The organism is Clostridium neonatale (genome assembly GCF_900465025.1).
Classification (GTDB): Bacteria; Bacillota; Clostridia; order Clostridiales; family Clostridiaceae; genus Clostridium; species Clostridium neonatale.
Genome location: NZ_UICR01000001.1, coordinates 574060 through 592179, shown reverse-complemented (window position 1 = coordinate 592179; position 18120 = coordinate 574060). Strand labels below are relative to the sequence as shown.

The 18120-nt window shown below is 29.7% G+C and carries 15 protein-coding genes, 6 tRNA genes and 1 riboswitch; of the genes, 2 read left to right on the top strand and 19 right to left on the bottom strand.

Annotated features, from left to right (window positions below; all coding sequences use genetic code 11):
- Positions 1-8 precede the first annotated feature (8 nt).
- Positions 9-1385: a M28 family metallopeptidase gene (locus CNEONATNEC86_RS02850; protein WP_243145340.1), complete on the top strand. Its 1377-nt coding sequence runs from the start codon at positions 9-11 to the stop codon at positions 1383-1385.
- A 273-nt stretch (positions 1386-1658) separates the two neighbouring features.
- Here CNEONATNEC86_RS02850 and CNEONATNEC86_RS02845 read toward each other — a convergent pair whose 3' ends face one another.
- From CNEONATNEC86_RS02845 to CNEONATNEC86_RS02770, 16 genes are all read right to left on the bottom strand, one after another.
- The gene (locus CNEONATNEC86_RS02845; RefSeq protein WP_058293730.1) at positions 1659-2102 is read right to left on the bottom strand and encodes an Hsp20/alpha crystallin family protein; all 444 of its coding nucleotides are present in this window, start codon (positions 2100-2102) and stop codon (positions 1659-1661) included.
- A gap of 54 nt (positions 2103-2156) precedes the next feature.
- Positions 2157-2594, bottom strand: coding sequence for an Hsp20/alpha crystallin family protein (locus CNEONATNEC86_RS02840; protein WP_159135476.1), 438 nt, complete (start codon positions 2592-2594; stop codon positions 2157-2159).
- A 355-nt stretch (positions 2595-2949) separates the two neighbouring features.
- Positions 2950-4051, bottom strand: a protein-coding gene (gene prfB / locus CNEONATNEC86_RS02835; RefSeq protein WP_159115549.1) for a peptide chain release factor 2 whose coding sequence is annotated in 2 segments (ribosomal slippage) — positions 2950-3972 and positions 3974-4051 — 1101 coding nt in all. Because the reading frame shifts where the segments join, the coding sequence is not laid out codon by codon here.
- A 210-nt stretch (positions 4052-4261) separates the two neighbouring features.
- On the bottom strand, positions 4262-6916 hold the full coding sequence (secA, locus tag CNEONATNEC86_RS02830; protein ID WP_058293727.1) for a preprotein translocase subunit SecA: 2655 nt from the start codon (positions 6914-6916) through the stop codon (positions 4262-4264).
- A 344-nt stretch (positions 6917-7260) separates the two neighbouring features.
- Positions 7261-7794: a ribosome hibernation-promoting factor, HPF/YfiA family gene (gene hpf, locus CNEONATNEC86_RS02825; RefSeq protein ID WP_058293726.1), complete on the bottom strand. Its 534-nt coding sequence runs from the start codon at positions 7792-7794 to the stop codon at positions 7261-7263.
- A 374-nt stretch (positions 7795-8168) separates the two neighbouring features.
- Positions 8169-8864 (bottom strand): ComF family protein, encoded by a 696-nt coding sequence (locus CNEONATNEC86_RS02820; protein ID WP_083498732.1) that lies wholly within the window; start codon positions 8862-8864, stop codon positions 8169-8171.
- The gene (locus CNEONATNEC86_RS02815) at positions 8837-9853 is read right to left on the bottom strand and encodes a hypothetical protein (RefSeq protein ID WP_159135475.1); all 1017 of its coding nucleotides are present in this window, start codon (positions 9851-9853) and stop codon (positions 8837-8839) included. The genes CNEONATNEC86_RS02820 and CNEONATNEC86_RS02815 overlap by 28 nt, the downstream gene beginning before the upstream one ends.
- A 20-nt stretch (positions 9854-9873) precedes the next feature.
- On the bottom strand, positions 9874-12099 hold the full coding sequence (gene recD2 / locus CNEONATNEC86_RS02810; protein ID WP_058293723.1) for an SF1B family DNA helicase RecD2: 2226 nt from the start codon (positions 12097-12099) through the stop codon (positions 9874-9876).
- A gap of 266 nt (positions 12100-12365) precedes the next feature.
- On the bottom strand, positions 12366-13541 hold the full coding sequence (gene metK / locus CNEONATNEC86_RS02805; RefSeq protein WP_058293722.1) for a methionine adenosyltransferase: 1176 nt from the start codon (positions 13539-13541) through the stop codon (positions 12366-12368).
- 164 nt (positions 13542-13705) lie between these two features.
- A riboswitch (SAM riboswitch) is annotated at positions 13706-13807 on the bottom strand.
- A 186-nt stretch (positions 13808-13993) separates the two neighbouring features.
- Positions 13994-14078: transfer RNA gene (locus CNEONATNEC86_RS02800), tRNA-Tyr, on the bottom strand.
- 5 nt (positions 14079-14083) lie between these two features.
- A tRNA-Thr gene (locus CNEONATNEC86_RS02795) sits at positions 14084-14158 on the bottom strand.
- A gap of 43 nt (positions 14159-14201) precedes the next feature.
- Positions 14202-14286: transfer RNA gene (locus CNEONATNEC86_RS02790), tRNA-Tyr, on the bottom strand.
- A gap of 5 nt (positions 14287-14291) precedes the next feature.
- Positions 14292-14366, bottom strand: a tRNA-Thr gene (locus CNEONATNEC86_RS02785).
- Between the two features lie 18 nt (positions 14367-14384).
- Positions 14385-14460, bottom strand: a tRNA-Val gene (locus tag CNEONATNEC86_RS02780).
- 6 nt (positions 14461-14466) lie between these two features.
- Positions 14467-14551: transfer RNA gene (locus tag CNEONATNEC86_RS02775), tRNA-Tyr, on the bottom strand.
- 145 nt (positions 14552-14696) lie between these two features.
- Positions 14697-15107: a hypothetical protein gene (locus tag CNEONATNEC86_RS02770; RefSeq protein WP_058293721.1), complete on the bottom strand. Its 411-nt coding sequence runs from the start codon at positions 15105-15107 to the stop codon at positions 14697-14699.
- 101 nt (positions 15108-15208) lie between these two features.
- Between CNEONATNEC86_RS02770 and yyaC the strand changes: the two genes are divergently transcribed.
- Positions 15209-15757, top strand: coding sequence for a spore protease YyaC (yyaC, locus tag CNEONATNEC86_RS02765; RefSeq protein WP_058293720.1), 549 nt, complete (start codon positions 15209-15211; stop codon positions 15755-15757).
- Positions 15758-15840: 83 nt separating this feature from the next.
- Here yyaC and mreB read toward each other — a convergent pair whose 3' ends face one another.
- The 3 genes from mreB to CNEONATNEC86_RS02750 all read right to left on the bottom strand — a co-directional run bounded on the left by mreB (position 15841) and on the right by CNEONATNEC86_RS02750 (position 18112).
- Complete coding sequence (gene mreB, locus CNEONATNEC86_RS02760) at positions 15841-16875, bottom strand: rod shape-determining protein MreB (protein WP_058293719.1); 1035 nt, start codon at positions 16873-16875, stop codon at positions 15841-15843.
- Between the two features lie 78 nt (positions 16876-16953).
- Positions 16954-17208: a sporulation transcriptional regulator SpoIIID gene (spoIIID, locus tag CNEONATNEC86_RS02755; protein WP_058293718.1), complete on the bottom strand. Its 255-nt coding sequence runs from the start codon at positions 17206-17208 to the stop codon at positions 16954-16956.
- Positions 17209-17353: 145 nt separating this feature from the next.
- Positions 17354-18112 (bottom strand): M23 family metallopeptidase, encoded by a 759-nt coding sequence (locus CNEONATNEC86_RS02750; RefSeq protein ID WP_058293717.1) that lies wholly within the window; start codon positions 18110-18112, stop codon positions 17354-17356.
- Positions 18113-18120: the final 8 nt, after the last annotated feature.

Here is an 18120-nt window from a genome sequence, read left to right as displayed (position 1 = left end):
GTATTCTTTTGAGATTTTCTAAGAAAAAATTTTTCTATTATATATTCATAATTATATGTTTTCTTGGATTTGCGTCTTCCTTTTTTCTTCAACTTACATACTACCATTTTTCACCCGATAAGGTAAAAGAAAATATAGCATTCTTATCATCCGATGAATTTAATGGTCGTTTGACTGGGACATATGGAAATTATAAGGCCTCCCAATTAATTGAAGACACATTTAAAAAATATAAACTAATTCCACTTAATAATAATTACAGAGAATCTTTTAATGTAACAACGATAGCAACAACATCTGAAAAGGCCAAATTAAATATAAAAGATTCCAATGGCAATATTATAGAAAATTATAATTATGGTACTGATTTTAAAGAAGATATGTCAAATTGTCGTACTTCATCAGCAGTTTTTAGTAAAAAAGATAGCATAATCATATTATCAACTTCATTTATAATAACTAGTAATAATAAAAAATACTTATTTTATATTGATTCAAGCAATAACTTAAATTTTAGAAGTTCTTTTAATAAAGATTCAATATATGAATTTTCATTAGCTATAACAAATCAAGTATACAATGATATATTGAATAATCTAAAAAACAATAATACAGTTGAAATTGATCTTCCATATAGACTATATCCTAGTAAAACTGATAATATAATTGGAGTCATAAAGGGATCACATAGTAATATTTCACCATTAATAATATCTGCACATTTTGATCACGTAGGTTCTGATGCCATTGGCAATTGTTATGGTGGTGCACTTGATAACGCTTCTGGTACAAGCTTCTTGATGGAATTGTGTAAAAACATTTCAAGTCTTCCTAAGCCCAAAATGGATATTATATTTGTTGGATTTACTGGAGAAGAGTTTGGTTTATTAGGTTCAAAAGAATTTGCAAAGGAAAATATGAGCTTAATTAAAAATTCGAAAGTCATTAATTTAGATATGATAGGTGCTAAAGACGTACCTTTAATATTAATGTGTGGCGAAAATACTTCTAATTCATCACTAGCTAGTGATTTTGAAAAATATTGTACTAAGTATAATATTGATTATAAAATTAAATATCAAAATTCTAGTGATCATGCTAGCTTTTCATCAAATGGCATTGATGCTTTGACCCTTTGTCATGGTGATTTTTCTAGAATTCATACCCCTAATGATACAGTTAAATATATTGATACTACTGCTATTAATGATGTATACTCCATAGTTAAAGATGAAATTTTTAATTCTGCATACAGCCCAATTATAATATTTTTTTATAATACAAATATCACTTTATTCTTCCTTATAACATTCATGACTTTAATCTTCATACCAAAATATAAAAATACAATTCTAAAACAAATATCTGCTTCAATAAAATCTTAAAACATAAGTAAATAACATAATATCAGAGTTTAGTGGATAATAATCGAAATTCAATATATGATAGGCTCGATTGTAAGAAAATTCAAGCTAAAAATTCTAAGAGAGAGGCTGCACCCAAAAATGTTTGCTCTCAAAAGCAAATTTTGGACAAACAATTTTGGAACAGCCTCTCTCTAAGAATTTAAAATCTTAAATTTTTAATACAATACTACGCCTATTCATATATTGAATTTCTTTGTTTTTCCACTAAACTCTAAAATTTTCGTCATTTACTTACTGAATGAATATTTTTGAACTATCCTGTTGACCTTTGATTTCTTTAGGTAAAATAATCTTAAGTTCTCCATTTTCAAATTTAGCTGCTATATTTTTCTTGTCTACATTGCTGAAATTCAATGCTCTTGAAAATTCTCCATAACTTCTTTCTCTTCTGACGTAATTATCTTTATTAGAATCATGGAACTCTTCTCTTTTAGCTGAAATAATTAATTCATTATCTCTAAAGTCAAGATTTATATTTTCCTTTTTAACGCCTGGTAATTCAGCACTTACTAAATATTCATTTTGCGTCTCTCTTACATCTACATTGAATTGATTTAAATTAATAGTATTTAATGATGTAAAGAAATCATCATTGAAAAAATCACTCAAGAAATCTTGGAAGACATCACCTCTTCCATTTAATTTACTAGTTCTAAATGGTACTAATCCAAACATAAAAATGACCTCCTCAAATATAACATTTATTAATTATGAAATTTTAATAATCAACTATTGAATAGAGATTTTAGATGCTTCTTTTTCCTTTATTTTCTTAGGTACTGTTACTTTTAATTCTCCATTTTCAAACTTAGCACTTATATTTTTATTATCTACATCTACAAATCTAAAAGATCTTTGAAATTCTCCATAACATCTTTCTTTTCTTATATAGTCTTCTTTGCTTTCGTCTTTACATTCTTGTCTTTTTGCCGAAATTACTAATTGATCATTTTTGAACTCAACATTTATATCTTCTTTTTGAACTCCTGAAAGTTCTGCTATTACTACATATTCATTTTCATTCTCTTTTATATCTGTATTAAATTTACTAATCTCTTTATTTAATGGTGCTATAAAATCATCATTAAAGAAATCGCTAAATAAATTATCAAATGTAGAGCCTCTCTCCTGTAAATTATTTGTTTTAAATGGTATTAATCCATACATAAAAACGACCTCCTTAAATTTAAATCTTATATTAAAATTGTTTTTAATTAAGGATTTATTTAATTTCTTTTATCTCTTCCTTAATTACAAGTTTATTATAACTTAAAGGTCAGAGAAGGTCAAAAACATTTTTCTTTGACTATCTTTGACCTTTTATTGTATAACCTTATTTTAATAAAATATCTTTATAAAAGTAACTATTTCTTTGTTTTTCTCTTAAATTCATTGTTATATTGTTTATGATAATTTCTTTAATTAAATACTCCTATTACTAATTTAATTAATCATAAAAATAGACAAAACATCTTAGTAAAAAACTACAATGTTTTGTCTAATATAAACTAAATTTAATTTATTAATCTTGATAATTTAAAAAACCGTTTATAAACATATCTAATTCTCCATCCATTACAGCATTAACATTGGATGTTTCAATATTGGTTCTGTGATCCTTAACCATACTATATGGATGGAATACATATGATCTTATCTGACTTCCCCATCCCATATCTTTAAGCTCACCAGTTAAGTCTTCTATCTTCTCTTTATGAGCTCTTTCCTTTAACTCAACAAGCTTAGATTTTAGCATTTCCATGGCTGTGTCTTTATTTGCAAACTGACTTCTTTCATTTTGGCATTGAACTACTAATCCTGTTGGAATATGAGTTATTCTAACTGCAGATTCAGTTTTATTTATATGCTGTCCACCAGCTCCAGAAGCTCTATACGTATCTATCTGCAAATCTTCTGGTCTTATTTCTATGTCTTGTTCCTTTGTTAATTCTGGCAATACTTCCATAGATGCAAAAGAGGTTTGCCTCTTACCATTAGCATTAAAAGGCGAAATCCTTACTAACCTGTGTATTCCTTTTTCAGCCTTCAAATATCCATACGCATATTCACCGGTTACCTTCAAGGTAGCACTCTTTATTCCAGCCTCATCTCCTGGTAATAGCTCTATTGTTTCAACTGAATATCCATGTTTCTCACACCATCTAGTGTACATTCTAAGAAGCATTTCAGTCCAATCATTTGCATCTGTTCCACCAACACCTACATGAAGTGTTAGTATTGCATTATTTTTATCATATTCTCCAGATAATAAAACCTTAATATTATATTCTTCAATTTCTTTTTCTAAAAATTTTATTGTTTCTATTATTTCTAAAGCAGAATCTTCATCGCCCTCTTCTGCCATTTCTTTTAATACATCAATATCCTCTATCTTACTTTTCAAGCTTTCAAAATTTGTTATTTTATCTTTTAATGCTTTACTTTCCTTAGTAACTTCTTCTGCTCTTTTAGAATCATTCCAGAAGTTTGGCTCTTGCATTTGACATTCTAGTTCATGAATTTTTCTTTCAAGACTATCTTTGTCAAAGTGAAGCCCCCATTTCCTCTATAGATTTTTTTATATTAGGAAGTTTTAATAATTCTTTTTCTAATTCAATATTCATCTATACCACCCCTTTTTCAATTCACAATTCATGATTCACGATTCACAATTCACGATTAATAATAGTATTGTTTTTTTATATAAATTATATTAGAAATTTTATAAAGAAATCTCCTTTTTTAAAAGGAGATTTCTTTGTAAATAAACTTCTAGAAATTCTATAAGAATTTCATCCTAAATTGTGGATTGTGCAGTGTACATTATGAATTGTCTAAACTTCTCTTCCACAACAATTTTTATATTTCTTACCACTTCCACATGGGCAAGGTTCATTTCTTCCATGTTTATCTTCATTTCTTATAGGTTCAGCTGGAGCTTTTTCTCCACCTGGTCCATTTTGAGATGCCATTCCTGGATTTCCACCACCTGGTCCTGCCATTCTTCCTGGTGCTGGTCCTGGTCCTGCTGAAACTGCACCTGGAGCTCCTTGTCTTACTACCACTCTTCCACTTGGACCTGCTACAGGACCTTCATGAACAGCAGCCGTTTCTTTAGCAACTCTTGTTCTTTCTTCTGGTGCTCTTTCTATTTTAACGTGGAATAATAATTTAACAGTCTCTTCTTTGATTGATTTAATCATCTCATCAAACATTTCACTACCTTCCATTTGGTATGCTTCAACTGGATTAACTTGTTTGAATGATTGAAGACCAATGCCTTGCTTTAAATGATCCATACTGTCAATATGATTCATCCATTTGCTATCAACACATTTTAAAAGAATAACTCTTTCAATTTCTCTTAATCTTTCTGAAGTAAATTCTTCTTCTTTTGCTTCATAGAATTTAACTGCAGCTTCATAGAATTTTTCAGTTATTTCTTCATTTGACATATTTTCCATTTCAGCTAAATTAACTGTATTCGCTGGAATACATATGTCTTGTAAATAAACCATCAAATGTAAGAATTGTTCTCTATAATCCTCTGCATCATTTGTTATATGAAGATTAACTGCATCACTTATAATATCTTTAGTCATGCTTAGTATTTCATCTTTTATATCTTCACCTTCAAGAACTTCCGATCTTTGCTTGTATATAACTTCTCTTTGAATATTCATTACGTCATCATAACCTAATAATGTCTTTCTTATATCAAAGTTATTACCTTCAACTTTCTTTTGAGCATTTTCTATGGCCTTACTAACCATTTTGCTTTCAATAGCTTCGTCTTCTTGAAGTCCTAATTTTTCAACAACACCTTGGATCTTTTCTGAACCAAATATTCTCATTAAATCATCTTCAAGTGAAATAAAGAATGTTGATTCACCTGGATCTCCTTGTCTACCAGAACGTCCTCTTAATTGGTTATCTATTCTTCTTGATTCATGTCTTTCAGTACCAATTATTTTAAGTCCGCCAAGCTCTACTACACCTTCTCCAAGCTTAATATCAGTACCTCTACCAGCCATATTAGTAGCTATAGTAACCATACCTTTTTCACCAGCATGACTTATAATCTCTGCCTCTTGTTCATGATATTTTGCATTTAAAACCTGATGTGGCACTCCATTTTTCTTAAGTAGACTTGAAAGAAATTCTGACTTTTCAATACTTACTGTACCAACTAACACTGGCTGACCTTTTTCATATGCTTTCTCTATTTCAGAAGCAACAGCATTAAACTTTCCAAGTTCAGTACTAAAGACTAAATCTGGATTATCTTTTCTTGCTATTGGTTTGTGTGTTGGAATCACAATAACATCTAATCCATATATTTCTCTAAATTCATTTTCTTCTGTTAATGCAGTACCAGTCATACCAGATAGCTTTTTATACATTCTGAAATAATTTTGGAATGTTATTGTAGCTAATGTCTTTGATTCTCTAGCTATTTTAACATTTTCCTTAGCTTCAATTGCTTGATGAAGACCGTCTGAATATCTTCTACCTTCCATAAGTCTTCCTGTAAATTCATCAACAATGATTACTTCTCCATCTTTAACCATGTAATCTTTGTCTCTTCTCATTGAAAAGTTTGCTTTCAATGCTTGAGTTACATAGTGTTGTAATTCTAAGTTTTCAGCATCAGCATAGTTTTCTACATTAAATGTTTTTTCTGCTTTCTTTACACCTTCCTCAGTTAACATAACTGCATTAGCTTTTTCATCTTTAGTAAAGTCAACTTCTTCCTTTAATTTTTTTGCAAAGAAATCTGCAACTTTATAGAACTCTGTAGATTTATCTCCTTGACCTGAGATTATAAGTGGAGTTCTAGCTTCATCAATTAAGATTGAGTCAACTTCATCAACAACTGCAAAATTTAATGGTCTTTGTACCCTATCATTTTTATATACAACCATGTTATCTCTTAAGTAGTCAAAACCAAATTCATTATTTGTTCCATATGTTATATCAGCTGCATATGATTCTCTTCTTTGCTCATTATTTAATTCATGAACAATAACCCCAGTCTTTAAACCCAAGAAACCATATAGCTCTCCCATCTGCTCAGCATCTCTTTTAGCAAGATAATCATTTACTGTTACTACATGAACACCTTCACCGCTTAATGCATTTAAGTATACTGGCGCCGTAGCAACTAATGTTTTACCTTCACCTGTTTTCATTTCTGATATTCTTCCTTGGTGAAGTACGATACCACCCATAAGCTGTTCATCATAATGTCTCATTCCTAAAACTCTGACAGATCCTTCTCTAACAACTGCAAAAGCTTCTGGTAAAATATCATCTAAAGTTTCTCCATTGCTTAATCTTTCCTTGAATTCATCAGTTTTTGCTTTTAATTCATCATCTGAAAGACTCTTAATAGATTCCTCTAAACTATTTATTTTTTTGATAATAGGTTGTAATCTTTTTACTTCCCTATCACTATATGTTCCAAATACGGCTTCTAAAAATCCCATAATGTCATCCTTTCAAAATTATATATATTTTGCATTAAAAAAAGCTTTATATAACTTACGCATTCTTAAATTATACCATTTAGATTACATAAGTTTCAATAAAAGTATACATTTTTATATTAAATATATCTTATTATTAAAATATTCTTAATAATATACAATAATCAAATTGTTATTTTAGTCCTTATTTTAATGTTACATTAAAATTATGTATATATTGTGACAGTTTTAATCTTATTTTAAAAATTTCATATATTATAGTAATTTATTTTTAATATTATAATAATTTTTATTTGTAAAACATAAAAAGTCTATCCTAACTCCTAGGATAGACTACATTTACATTATATAAATTCCGGTTCTAATAAACCATAATCTCCATCTTTTCTTTTATATACAACATTGACTTTACTGGTATCTGCATCTTGGAATACAAAGAAGTTATGTCCTAATAGATCCATTTGAAGTATTGCCTCTTCTGAATTCATTGGTTTTACCCCAAATTTTTTAACTTTTACTAACTTTCCTTCGTCTTCTTCATTAATCTTACTAGCTGGATCATTTAGTTCTGCAAACTTAAATGAACCATTATTTCTTCTTGCTAATCTTGTTTTTTGCTTTCTTATTTGTCTTTCTAACTTTTCTTCAACTAAATCTAGAGACTTATACATATCTGAGGTTGCTTCTTCTCCTCTTAGAATTATTCCATTAAAAGGTATAGTAACTTCTATTATATGTCTATTCTTTTGAACACTTAATGTAGCTCTCGCATCCACATTAGAATCAAAATATTTTCCAAGTTTACTTATTTTCTTTTCAACTATCTCCTTTAATGCAGCTGTTAACTCAATATTTTTTGCTATAACTGTGACTTTCATAAATTCAGCCCCTCTCTAATATGAAAAAAGTTTGTTAAAAGTATATTTTAAATTTTAAAATATATTTAACTTGTTAACTTAAATATATTTTACCACTCTTTTCTAAAGTAAACAAGAGAATTTTCAGTAAATTCAGATAATTTATTCTAAAAATAAAGTAAAGCTAGTTGACCTGGTTTTTGACCCCACACTCGCCTGCTGGAGCTTTTGCTACTAAAAATTAATTCCTCACTACTAACCCTCTCAACATAAAAGTTGGCAGGACTTACTTCTATACCGCACCATGCTCCTTAGGTATTTTACCTAAATTACGTGGATCGTTTTGCCTGCGACTAGCATCGACTTTCAACCACAAACCTAGCTTTACATTATTATTATATAGCACTTTTAGCTAAGGTCAAGAGTTTTATACTTTTTGCCGAATTTTCTTGTAGTATTTTATAAGCCTCAATCATTGTGCTTCCAGTAGTGGTTACATCATCTATAAGTATAATATTACAGTCAATCACATTAATTCCTTTCTTTACTTTAAATGCGCCCTTTATATTTTCACTACGTTCATGCTTATTAAGCGTCTTTTGTTCTGCTGTATCTTTGTACTTGATTAAAATTTCAACAGCTTCTATATTTAGCTTCTCAGATACTTTTTTTGCTATATATTCACACTGATTAAATCCTCTTTTCTTCTTGGATTTCTTCGAAAGTGGAATATAGGACAACATGTAATTATCATATTCTATATTATCTTTAATATAATCTGATAGAAAATCCGATAGTATATCGCCAGCTGAAAAATCCTTTTTGTATTTTAAATTTAATATCAGCTGCTTCAAAACACCGCCATAATATCCATAACTACTTATATCTGAATCTATTATATTAATTTTCTTAATGCTTTTTAAACATGATAAGCATATCTTATGACAATCTTCTGCTTTACATATTATACAATAATTTTCACTTGGATATATTAATTCTAATAAGGATTCTAAAAATACATTTACCATTTTTCGAATTAATTTAATATGCATTTTAGATTTTTTTATAATTCTCTCAATTTCTTTTCCCATACTTTTTTATTGAAATCTCTTGCCATATCTTTCGCTTTCTCAATATCTTCAGAAACTTCATTACACACAAGCAAAACCTCTGGTAAAGTAAGATTGACACTTCTCATTTGTCCACATATATATAAGATCTTCTTGTATGTATATTTTTGATCTTCACTAAATAAAACAACAGCATCATCCATATAGCAGTATTCAAGTAACTCCTCTATCTTATTTGTTATTATGAATATTGCCTTATCCTTAATTTTTGATACTCTCTCACACTTTTTTATTTCTTCTATTTTATTAGCTTTTATTATCTTAACATCTTTTATTTTTAATTTTTTTATAAAATATTCATATACAGAATCAAGTTTTTCCTTATCTGGAACATAAATCGCAACCTTATGTTTACTATCTTTGAACCATTTTAAATAATCATATAATGTATATGGTATATCTGTATTTAAATTTATCCTTGTAGTTATTATCCTTGGTTCAACAAATGGTTGTTCATAGTTATAAGCAGCTAATTCAATTTTCTCACCTATAAGAGATATCTTTTCTATGCAGTAAGCTATAATCTTATTTCCCATGTTACTGCAAAATTCTAACAATTCTCTTATTATAGTTCCATTTAAATTAGAAAAGTATGTTATATCGTCAAGGATAACTAATTCATATTCGCCTTCTATATATGCTATATTTTTATAGTTAATAAATGTAATATCAGATGAACTACTACCTCTTTCAATAAAAGAATGAGTTATTGTTGAGTTTTTTTCTCTAATTGCTGCTATTAGTTCCCTATTCTCAACACCTTTTCCCCAAACATATAATATTTTTTTATTACTATTTGAAATTGTATTTATAATATCACAAAAAATACATGAAGTATTAAATGGAACTGTAATTATAGTTAGATACTTTATATTCTTTCTATACCAATAGTTAATTTTATCTACTGCATATTTTAGATTTTCTTCTTTAACTTTACATACTACCCCCATAAATATCTCCTTCCATCTATTTACTCTATGACATTATCATTTATTATATCTCTAATTCGATATTGAAGCGCTGAATATCTTTCCATACTATTAGTGTTATTTATCATATATAAAAGTGCCTTTTGAAAACCAACTACTACAACTAACTGTTTTGCTCTTGTTATACCTGTATATAACAGATTTCTATTCATGAGAAAAGGTGATCCCATAAATGCCGGAATTATTACAACCTTAAATTCACTACCTTGACTTTTATGAATAGTAGTCGCATAAGCTAGATCTAGTTCATCCAAAAAGTTAAAATCATAAAACACTTTTCTTTCATCATCAAAAATTATTGTTAAATTCTTCTTTTCTTCATCAATATTTTGAATAAATCCTAAATCACCATTAAACACACCAACACCCTCGTCTTCTCCAAATCCACCAATTCTGATCCATTTTAGCGAATAATTATTTTTAGTCTGCATAATCTTATCGCCTTCTCTAAAAATTATATCTCTAGACTTTATTTCTTTTTTATTTGGATTAGGGGGATTAAACACTTCTTGTAATCTTTCATTAAGATTAATTACCCCCAACACTCCTTTTCTCATAGGTGTAAGTACTTGCATGTCTTTTAATACATCCCACTCTGTATTAAATTTAGGAAGACGCCTCTTCATTAAATCTATAATTGTAGTTAAAATGTTATCTATATTCTCCTGATTTATAAAGAAAAAATCCTTATCTTTTTGGTTTAATATTGGCATTTCACCTTCGTTTATCCTATGAGCATTAACAACTATTAAGCTTTCATTTCCTTGTCTGAATATTTCCTTCAAACGTACTACCTTAATATATTCACTCTCTATTAAATCTCTTAATACATTTCCTGGCGCTACAGATGGTAATTGATCAACATCGCCTACAATTATTAATCGTGTACCAAGCTTTATAGCCTTTAATAGATTGTGCATAAGCATTATATCAATCATAGATGCCTCATCAATAATGATAACATCACAGTCTAATGGTGATGACTCACCTTTTTCAAAAACAGATTCGTCTTCATCAGATACTCCCATTTCAAGAAGCCTATGAATTGTCTTCGCTTCTCTTCCTGTAGACTCTGTCATTCTCTTTGCTGCTCTTCCTGTAGGTGCTCCTAGAAGCACTCTCATTCCATTATTCTCATATATGTGAATGATAGCTTTTATTATCGTTGTTTTACCTGTTCCTGGTCCACCTGTTATTATTTCTATTCCACTATTAAATGCTCCAATTATAGCTTCTTTTTGTGATTCTGCAAATTTTATTTTTTGCTCTTTTTCAAATACCCCTATTTCAAAGTTTATATCAGAATTGATAGTTTGAGTTTCTTGTAATCCAAGAGTAATAATTTTCTGAGTAACGCCAAGCTCACAATAGTAGTATGGCAATAAAAATCCCATTTCTGTATCATTTATCTTTTCTATAACTATTTTCTGCTTAGCAGACATATCATATAAATTTTTTTCTATAAGTTCTTCTGGTACCATTATATTTTTCTTACATTCCTCTATTATATTAGCTTTTGGCATAAAGGTATTTCCTAAGGCACAAAACTGATTCATAACATATTTTATTCCACTTTGAATTCTAAAATCAGAATCATTTTTTATACCTATACTCATAGCTATCCTATCTGCTGTTTTAAAACCAATTCCTGATATTTCTTCACAAAGTATATAAGGATTCTCAGATACAATATATTTAGCATTTGGTCCAAATTTCTTATATATTTTCACACATTGATTACTTGTAACACCATGTTTGCTAAAATATAAAATTATATCTTTTAAACCTTGCTGCTCAATATATGATTCATATATTATTTGAAATTTCTTTTCTCCAATTCCCTCTATCTCCATGAGTCTCTCTATATGGTTTTCCATTATATCTAAAGTTTCTTCTCCAAACTTTTCTATTATCTTCTTAGCAGTTATAGGACCTATTCCATGAATCACACCTGCGCTTAAATATTTTTCAATCCCATCAATTGAGTTTGGAAGAATTTCTTCGTAGTCTTGAATATTAAATTGATTACCAAATTGTTTATGCACTGTCCAGTATCCAGTTAACTTTACATTTTGACCTTCCTTTATAAAAGGTACTGTACCAACAGCGCTAACTAAATTTTTATCAGCTCTAATCCTGCATACAACATATCCTGTTTCTTCACTTTTAAAAACAATATTTTCAACAAAACCATTAAGAACTTCCACTACTATCTCTCCAAACTATGATTTAAACTTATACTTCTCTTTATATTATTTTAATTATATCATAAGTTTAATTTATAATTTTATACTATTTATTGAATACTTCTCTTCTATTATATAAGTACAGGAATATATCATCCTATATTCTTTTATATCCATATTCTCAAAATATATATTTCTAATTTAAGTCAATGTTTATAAACGATTGTCACATATTTTAAATTTTAAAAAAGCAGGAAATTAATTAAAACTTCCTGCTTCTATAAATACTAAATATATTTTTTGATTTCTTCTACCTTATTTAATTGTTCCCATGGCAGATTAAGATCTGTTCTGCCAAAGTGGCCATAAGCAGCTGTTTGCTTATATATAGGTCTTCTTAAATCAAGATCTCTTATTATAGCTCCTGGTCTTAAATCAAATACCTTTTCAACTATTTCAACTATTTTATCATCTGATAGTTTTCCTGTTCCAAAAGTATCAACAGTTATTGATACTGGTTTAGCAACTCCAATAGCGTAAGCTAATTGTATTTCAAGCTTATCAGCTAATCCAGCAGCCACTAAGTTTTTCGCAACCCATCTTGCAGCATAAGCAGCAGATCTATCAACTTTTGTTGGATCTTTTCCTGAGAATGCTCCACCACCATGTCTACCATATCCACCATAAGTATCTACTATAATCTTTCTTCCAGTTAATCCAGAGTCACCTTGTGGTCCACCAACAACAAATCTTCCAGTTGGATTTATAAAATATCTTGTTTTATCATCTAATAATTCTTGTGGTACTACTGCTTTAATAACATGTTCTTTAAGATCCTTTTCTATTTGTTCTAATGTAACATGCTCATCATGTTGAGTAGATATTACTATTGTATCTATTCTCTTTGGTTTTTCATCTTCATATTCAACTGTTACTTGTGTCTTACCATCAGGCCTTAAATAGCCTAATGTACCATCTTTCCTTACTTCAGTAAGTCTTCTTGATAATCTATGAGCCATATGAATTGGTAACGGCATATATGCATCAGTTTCATTTGTAGCAAAACCAAACATCATTCCTTGGTCTCCAGCACCTACTGCTTCAACCTCATCTTTCTCACCTTTTCTTGATTCTAAAGCTTCATCAACACCCATAGCAATATCTGCTGATTGTTCATCTATTGTTGTCATAACAGAACAAGTATCGCAATCAAATCCGTATTTAGCTCTATCATATCCAATTTCTCTAACAGTTTCTCTAACTACTTTAGGAATATCAACATAACAATTTGTTGATATCTCTCCCATTACCATAACCATTCCTGTTGTTGTACATGTTTCACATGCTACTCTAGCATTTGGATCTTGTGCTAAAATTGCGTCTAATACGCCATCTGAAATTTGATCACACATTTTATCTGGATGACCTTCTGTAACTGATTCTGATGTAAATAATCTTCTCATATTTTTCTCCTTCCGCTTGTACTCCTTATCTTTAATCATGAAATAATTCGAGTAAAAGTGAAAAATCTCACACTTCTTAATATTTTTTATACTGTCTTAAAAGAAATACCTTTTATATGCAATAAAAAAACTCTTCGATAAGAAGAGCGCGATTACACAATACTTTCTTATCTTGTAGAAAATCTTTCTACAGGAATTGGCACCTTGTAATTAAACAGGTTGCCGGGTTTCACTGGGCCCTATCCCTCCACCTCTCTTGATAAGAGTAACAATATTTTATTTTCGTAATTTATTCTACCACATAATATTTTTATGGTCAATATTATACAATAAACATAATATATCATATAATCTATAATATATTCTATTCATGCATAAATTGATACAACTATTTACTTTTCAACTTTTATTTCAAGATAAAATAAAAAACTCAGAATAATAATTCTGAGTTTTGGTGGAGGAAGATGGATTCGAACCATCGAAGCGAGACGCAACAGATTTACAGTCTGCCCCCTTTGGCCACTCGGGAATTCCTCCTTAATTGGAGCTGGCAATAGGAATCGAACCTACAACCTGCTGATTACAAGTCAGCTGCTCTACCGTTGAGCCATGCCAGCATATTTCTTATTTAATTGTTATAATATAAATATTTGGTTTAAATGGTGGAGGAAGATGGATTCGAACCATCGAAGCGAGACGCAACAGATTTACAGTCTGCCCCCTTTGGCCACTCGGGAATTCCTCCACAATTGGAGCTGGCAATAGGAATCGAACCTACAACCTGCTGATTACAAGTCAGCTGCTCTACCGTTGAGCCATGCCAGCATATTTATATTTTTTAGATGGTGGGCACAACAGGGCTCGAACCTGTGACCCCCTGCTTGTAAGGCAGGTGCTCTCCCAGCTGAGCTATGCGCCCATCTAATGGTGGAGGAAGATGGATTCGAACCATCGAAGCGAGACGCAACAGATTTACAGTCTGCCCCCTTTGGCCACTCGGGAATTCCTCCATTAAGTTTTGTTGGTGTTTTTGTTCACATCAACAATAGTTAGTATATATTCAAAGTACTTATATTTCAACTCTCATATATGCTTATTTAGATAAATTATATCGCTATATATTCTATTTACTCTTTATTTCTTCATTTTAATACACTAAACATATTTATTTTTTAGTATAGAATTAAGTTCTTCAATATCTATAAGCGGACTTAATATTTCTTCTATTTTTTTATATTCGCTTTCAGGCAATCTCCTTTTTAATTTTCTGAACGCTTTTATGATTTCATCTTCACTACATGTATTAAGCTCTTCTTTTACTAACTCTATTTCAAATGTTGATAATGGTGAAAGTATACTATCAAGTTCCTTTGATTGACTATTATCTAGTTCTTCTAACAGAATTACATCATCAACTTTGCACAAAGATCTTGTATCACTAAATACTTCAGTGCTTTGCATTGGATCATCTTTTTTATTATCTATATCTGGATTCCAAAATAATGCTATAGACATGTTCATTATTAAAGTAAGTGTAAATATTATAAATATAATAATTTTTTTCATTTTCTCCTCCTTACATTAGTATTTATTGCCATTTATTTATTTTTATATACTATTTTTTCATTTTCCTAAATATACATATTCTATAAGGAGGGATGCCTTTAATGAATTTAGATAATAACCATAGTTCCAAAAGCTTTTCATACAAGCTATCTCATGAATTAGAAAAATACATTAATTCTAATACAATAATTGTTTGTATTGGCACTGATAAATGCATAGGTGATTGCCTTGGTCCATTAGTTGGTTCAATATTAACTGAAAATTTCTTTCCATTGCCAGTATACGGGACATTATCAGAACCAATCCACGCACTAAATATAGATGAACGTTTAAATAAAATAAAAGAACTTCATCCAACTGCTAATATCATAGGTATAGATGCATGTCTTGGAAATCAAGATGATATAGGTGAAATTCGCATTAGAGACTATGCTATTCATCCTGGAAAAGGAGTAGGAAAAGAGCTTCCCGAAGTAGGTATGGCTTCTGTAATAGGTATTGTAGATTCTAGCGAAAATTCTGATTTATTCTTTTCTAGAAGCATCCGATTATCTTTTATTATGGATATGGCAAAGATTATATCTAGATCATTAATTAATGCTTATAATTTAAATAATGATTTATTTCCTAAGCTTTCGCTAGACATTTGAATTAATACCTAAGCTTTAATTACTTTTTTAATTTTATAAAAAGCATCGAGAGATTTTCAATAAAAAGAAAATCTCTCGATGTTTTATTCTATAAGAACTATTTGTTGTGAATTTACTTCTCTATCTAATCTATCTAAATACCCTAATACTTCTCCTGATCCATTAACAACACATTCTTCTGCCCCTTCTGCAACTGTCACTGCTACACCGGTTTTAAATTGAATAAGCTTATCCAACCCATTAATCAATGAACCTCCACCAGTCATTACAATTCCCTTTTCAATAATGTCTGCTGCTAATTCCGGTGGTGTTCTTTCTAAAACGATCTTTACACAGTCAACTATACTTTGCACTGGCTCTTGTATTGCAAGTCGTATTTCTTCTGTATTAATTTCAACTTCATCTGGTAGACCTGTAACTAAGTTTCTACCTTTCATCATACATGATAAATTTCTGGCATTTTTAAATGCTGAACCAATATTTATTTTTAATTCTTCAGCAGTTTTCTCGCCAATCATTAATTTATATTCACTTCTTACATACTTTATTATAGAGTCATCGAACTTGTCTCCTGCAATTTTAATTGATTCTCTTTCAACAACTCCTCCTAAAGATATAACAGCTATATCACAAGTACCTCCACCAATATCTACCACCATACATCCATTAGGCTTAGTGATATCAATTCCTGCTCCTATAGCAGCAGCAAGAGGTTCTTCTATTATGCGAACAGTTTTAGCACCTGAATTCATAGTTGCATCAATAACTGCTCTTTTTTCTACTTCTGTTGCTTCTGATGGTACACATACGACAACATTTGGTGCTCTTAAATTTCGCTTGCCAGATGCCTTTTTAATAAATTCCTTCAACATTTTTTGAGTAAGATCATAATCAGATATAACACCATCACGTAAAGGTCTTACTGCAACAATGTTTCCCGGGGTTCTACCTATCATTTTTCGTGCTTCGTCACCAATGGCTAATATATTCTTATTATTATTATTAATTGCTACAACTGATGGTTCTTTTAAAACTACACCTTTTCCCTTTGCATAAACTAGAACTGTTGCTGTTCCTAAATCTATAGCAAGATCTGTCCCCGTTCTCCAAAAGCTCATTTTTATTCACTCCTATAATACATATTACTTCCTTACTTTACATAATTCTACTAATTATATATTATAGTCGTTATTCTTCTAAGATTCAATAGCTTTATATTTCATTTTAGTAGCTTCTCCACCTCTAAGATGTCTTTCTGATTTATTTAATTCTAAAATTGAGTGTGTTTCCTCTGCAATTTCAGGATTAATTTTGGGAAGTCTTTCTGTCATATCCTTGTGTATAGTACTTTTACTTACTCCAAATACTTTAGCTGTTTTTCTAATTGTTGCTTTAGAATCAATTATATATTTAGCAACATCTAAAACTCTTTCTTCTATATAATCTTTCATTATTTTTTCCTCCTAGCTTATACATTTATCTTAATTTTTTATTTTCTACTTATTGTTCGTAATTATTAAATTATTATTCTACGATTATTGAAAAATAGTATTTTATATTAACCAGCCTCTGACTGATTAATATAAAATATAATTATTATTTTGTTTTTAATTCAAAATATTTCTCTGGATTTACTTGATTTCCATTTGCATCAATAACTTGTAAATTTAAAAATTGTCCAAATGTTTCTTCATCAAAAACCTTAGCAGTATTTCCCACTTTACCAATTACTTGGCCGGCAGTAACTTTTTGGCCTTCTTTTACTGAAACATTAGGATCAAGATTACTATATCTTGTCTTTAATCCATTAGCATGCTTTATTTCTACAACTATACCTTCTTCTACTCCAGAATTTGAAGCAGTACTTACCACGCCCTCTGCTGCTGCTTTAACATCAGTTCCGATCTTAGCATCTATATTAACTCCCCTAATAGTTCTAAATGTATTTTCTTCAATTTGAACAGGCTTAGGATAAGTATAAGTTCTACTTTCAATACCATCTACTGGATTAATAAATTTAACTACTGCTGTTGTTGATACAGAAGTTGAACTTTGTTTGCTATTTTCTTCTTTTTTAGGTTCACTTTCTTTGTCATTATTAGGTTGAACTTTGTTCTCCACTCTTTCTGCATTAGGAATTTCTGTAGTAGCCATATCTTTGTTTTTTTCTTCATCGATGTTAAGTGTCACTTGATTATTTAAATTCTTTTGTGAATCATCTACATGATTCTTAGATAACATCTTATAAGAGATAGTTCCTACTGTGACTACTATGCAAAGACAAAGAAATAAAGCAATATAAAACCCCTCCTTCTTAAATAAATCTCTTAATTTTTGTTTAAAATTTTTGTTCATCCATGAAC

Excerpts from the sequence above, each read along its gene's own strand:
- CNEONATNEC86_RS02845 (WP_058293730.1), bottom strand. The coding sequence starts at position 2,102 with ATGTTTGGATTAGTACCATTTAGAACTAGTAAATTAAATGGAAGAGGT.
- CNEONATNEC86_RS02840 (WP_159135476.1), bottom strand. The coding sequence starts at position 2,594 with ATGTATGGATTAATACCATTTAAAACAAATAATTTACAGGAGAGAGGC.
- secA (WP_058293727.1), bottom strand. The coding sequence starts at position 6,916 with ATGGGATTTTTAGAAGCCGTATTTGGAACATATAGTGATAGGGAAGTA.
- hpf (WP_058293726.1), bottom strand. The coding sequence starts at position 7,794 with ATGAAAGTCACAGTTATAGCAAAAAATATTGAGTTAACAGCTGCATTA.
- CNEONATNEC86_RS02820 (WP_083498732.1), bottom strand. The coding sequence starts at position 8,864 with ATGGGAAAAGAAATTGAGAGAATTATAAAAAAATCTAAAATGCATATT.
- CNEONATNEC86_RS02815 (WP_159135475.1), bottom strand. The coding sequence starts at position 9,853 with ATGGGGGTAGTATGTAAAGTTAAAGAAGAAAATCTAAAATATGCAGTA.
- metK (WP_058293722.1), bottom strand. The coding sequence starts at position 13,541 with ATGAGAAGATTATTTACATCAGAATCAGTTACAGAAGGTCATCCAGAT.
- CNEONATNEC86_RS02770 (WP_058293721.1), bottom strand. The coding sequence starts at position 15,107 with ATGAAAAAAATTATTATATTTATAATATTTACACTTACTTTAATAATG.
- yyaC (WP_058293720.1), top strand. The coding sequence starts at position 15,209 with ATGAATTTAGATAATAACCATAGTTCCAAAAGCTTTTCATACAAGCTA.
- mreB (WP_058293719.1), bottom strand. The coding sequence starts at position 16,875 with ATGAGCTTTTGGAGAACGGGGACAGATCTTGCTATAGATTTAGGAACA.
- spoIIID (WP_058293718.1), bottom strand. The coding sequence starts at position 17,208 with ATGAAAGATTATATAGAAGAAAGAGTTTTAGATGTTGCTAAATATATA.
- CNEONATNEC86_RS02750 (WP_058293717.1), bottom strand. The coding sequence starts at position 18,112 with ATGAACAAAAATTTTAAACAAAAATTAAGAGATTTATTTAAGAAGGAG.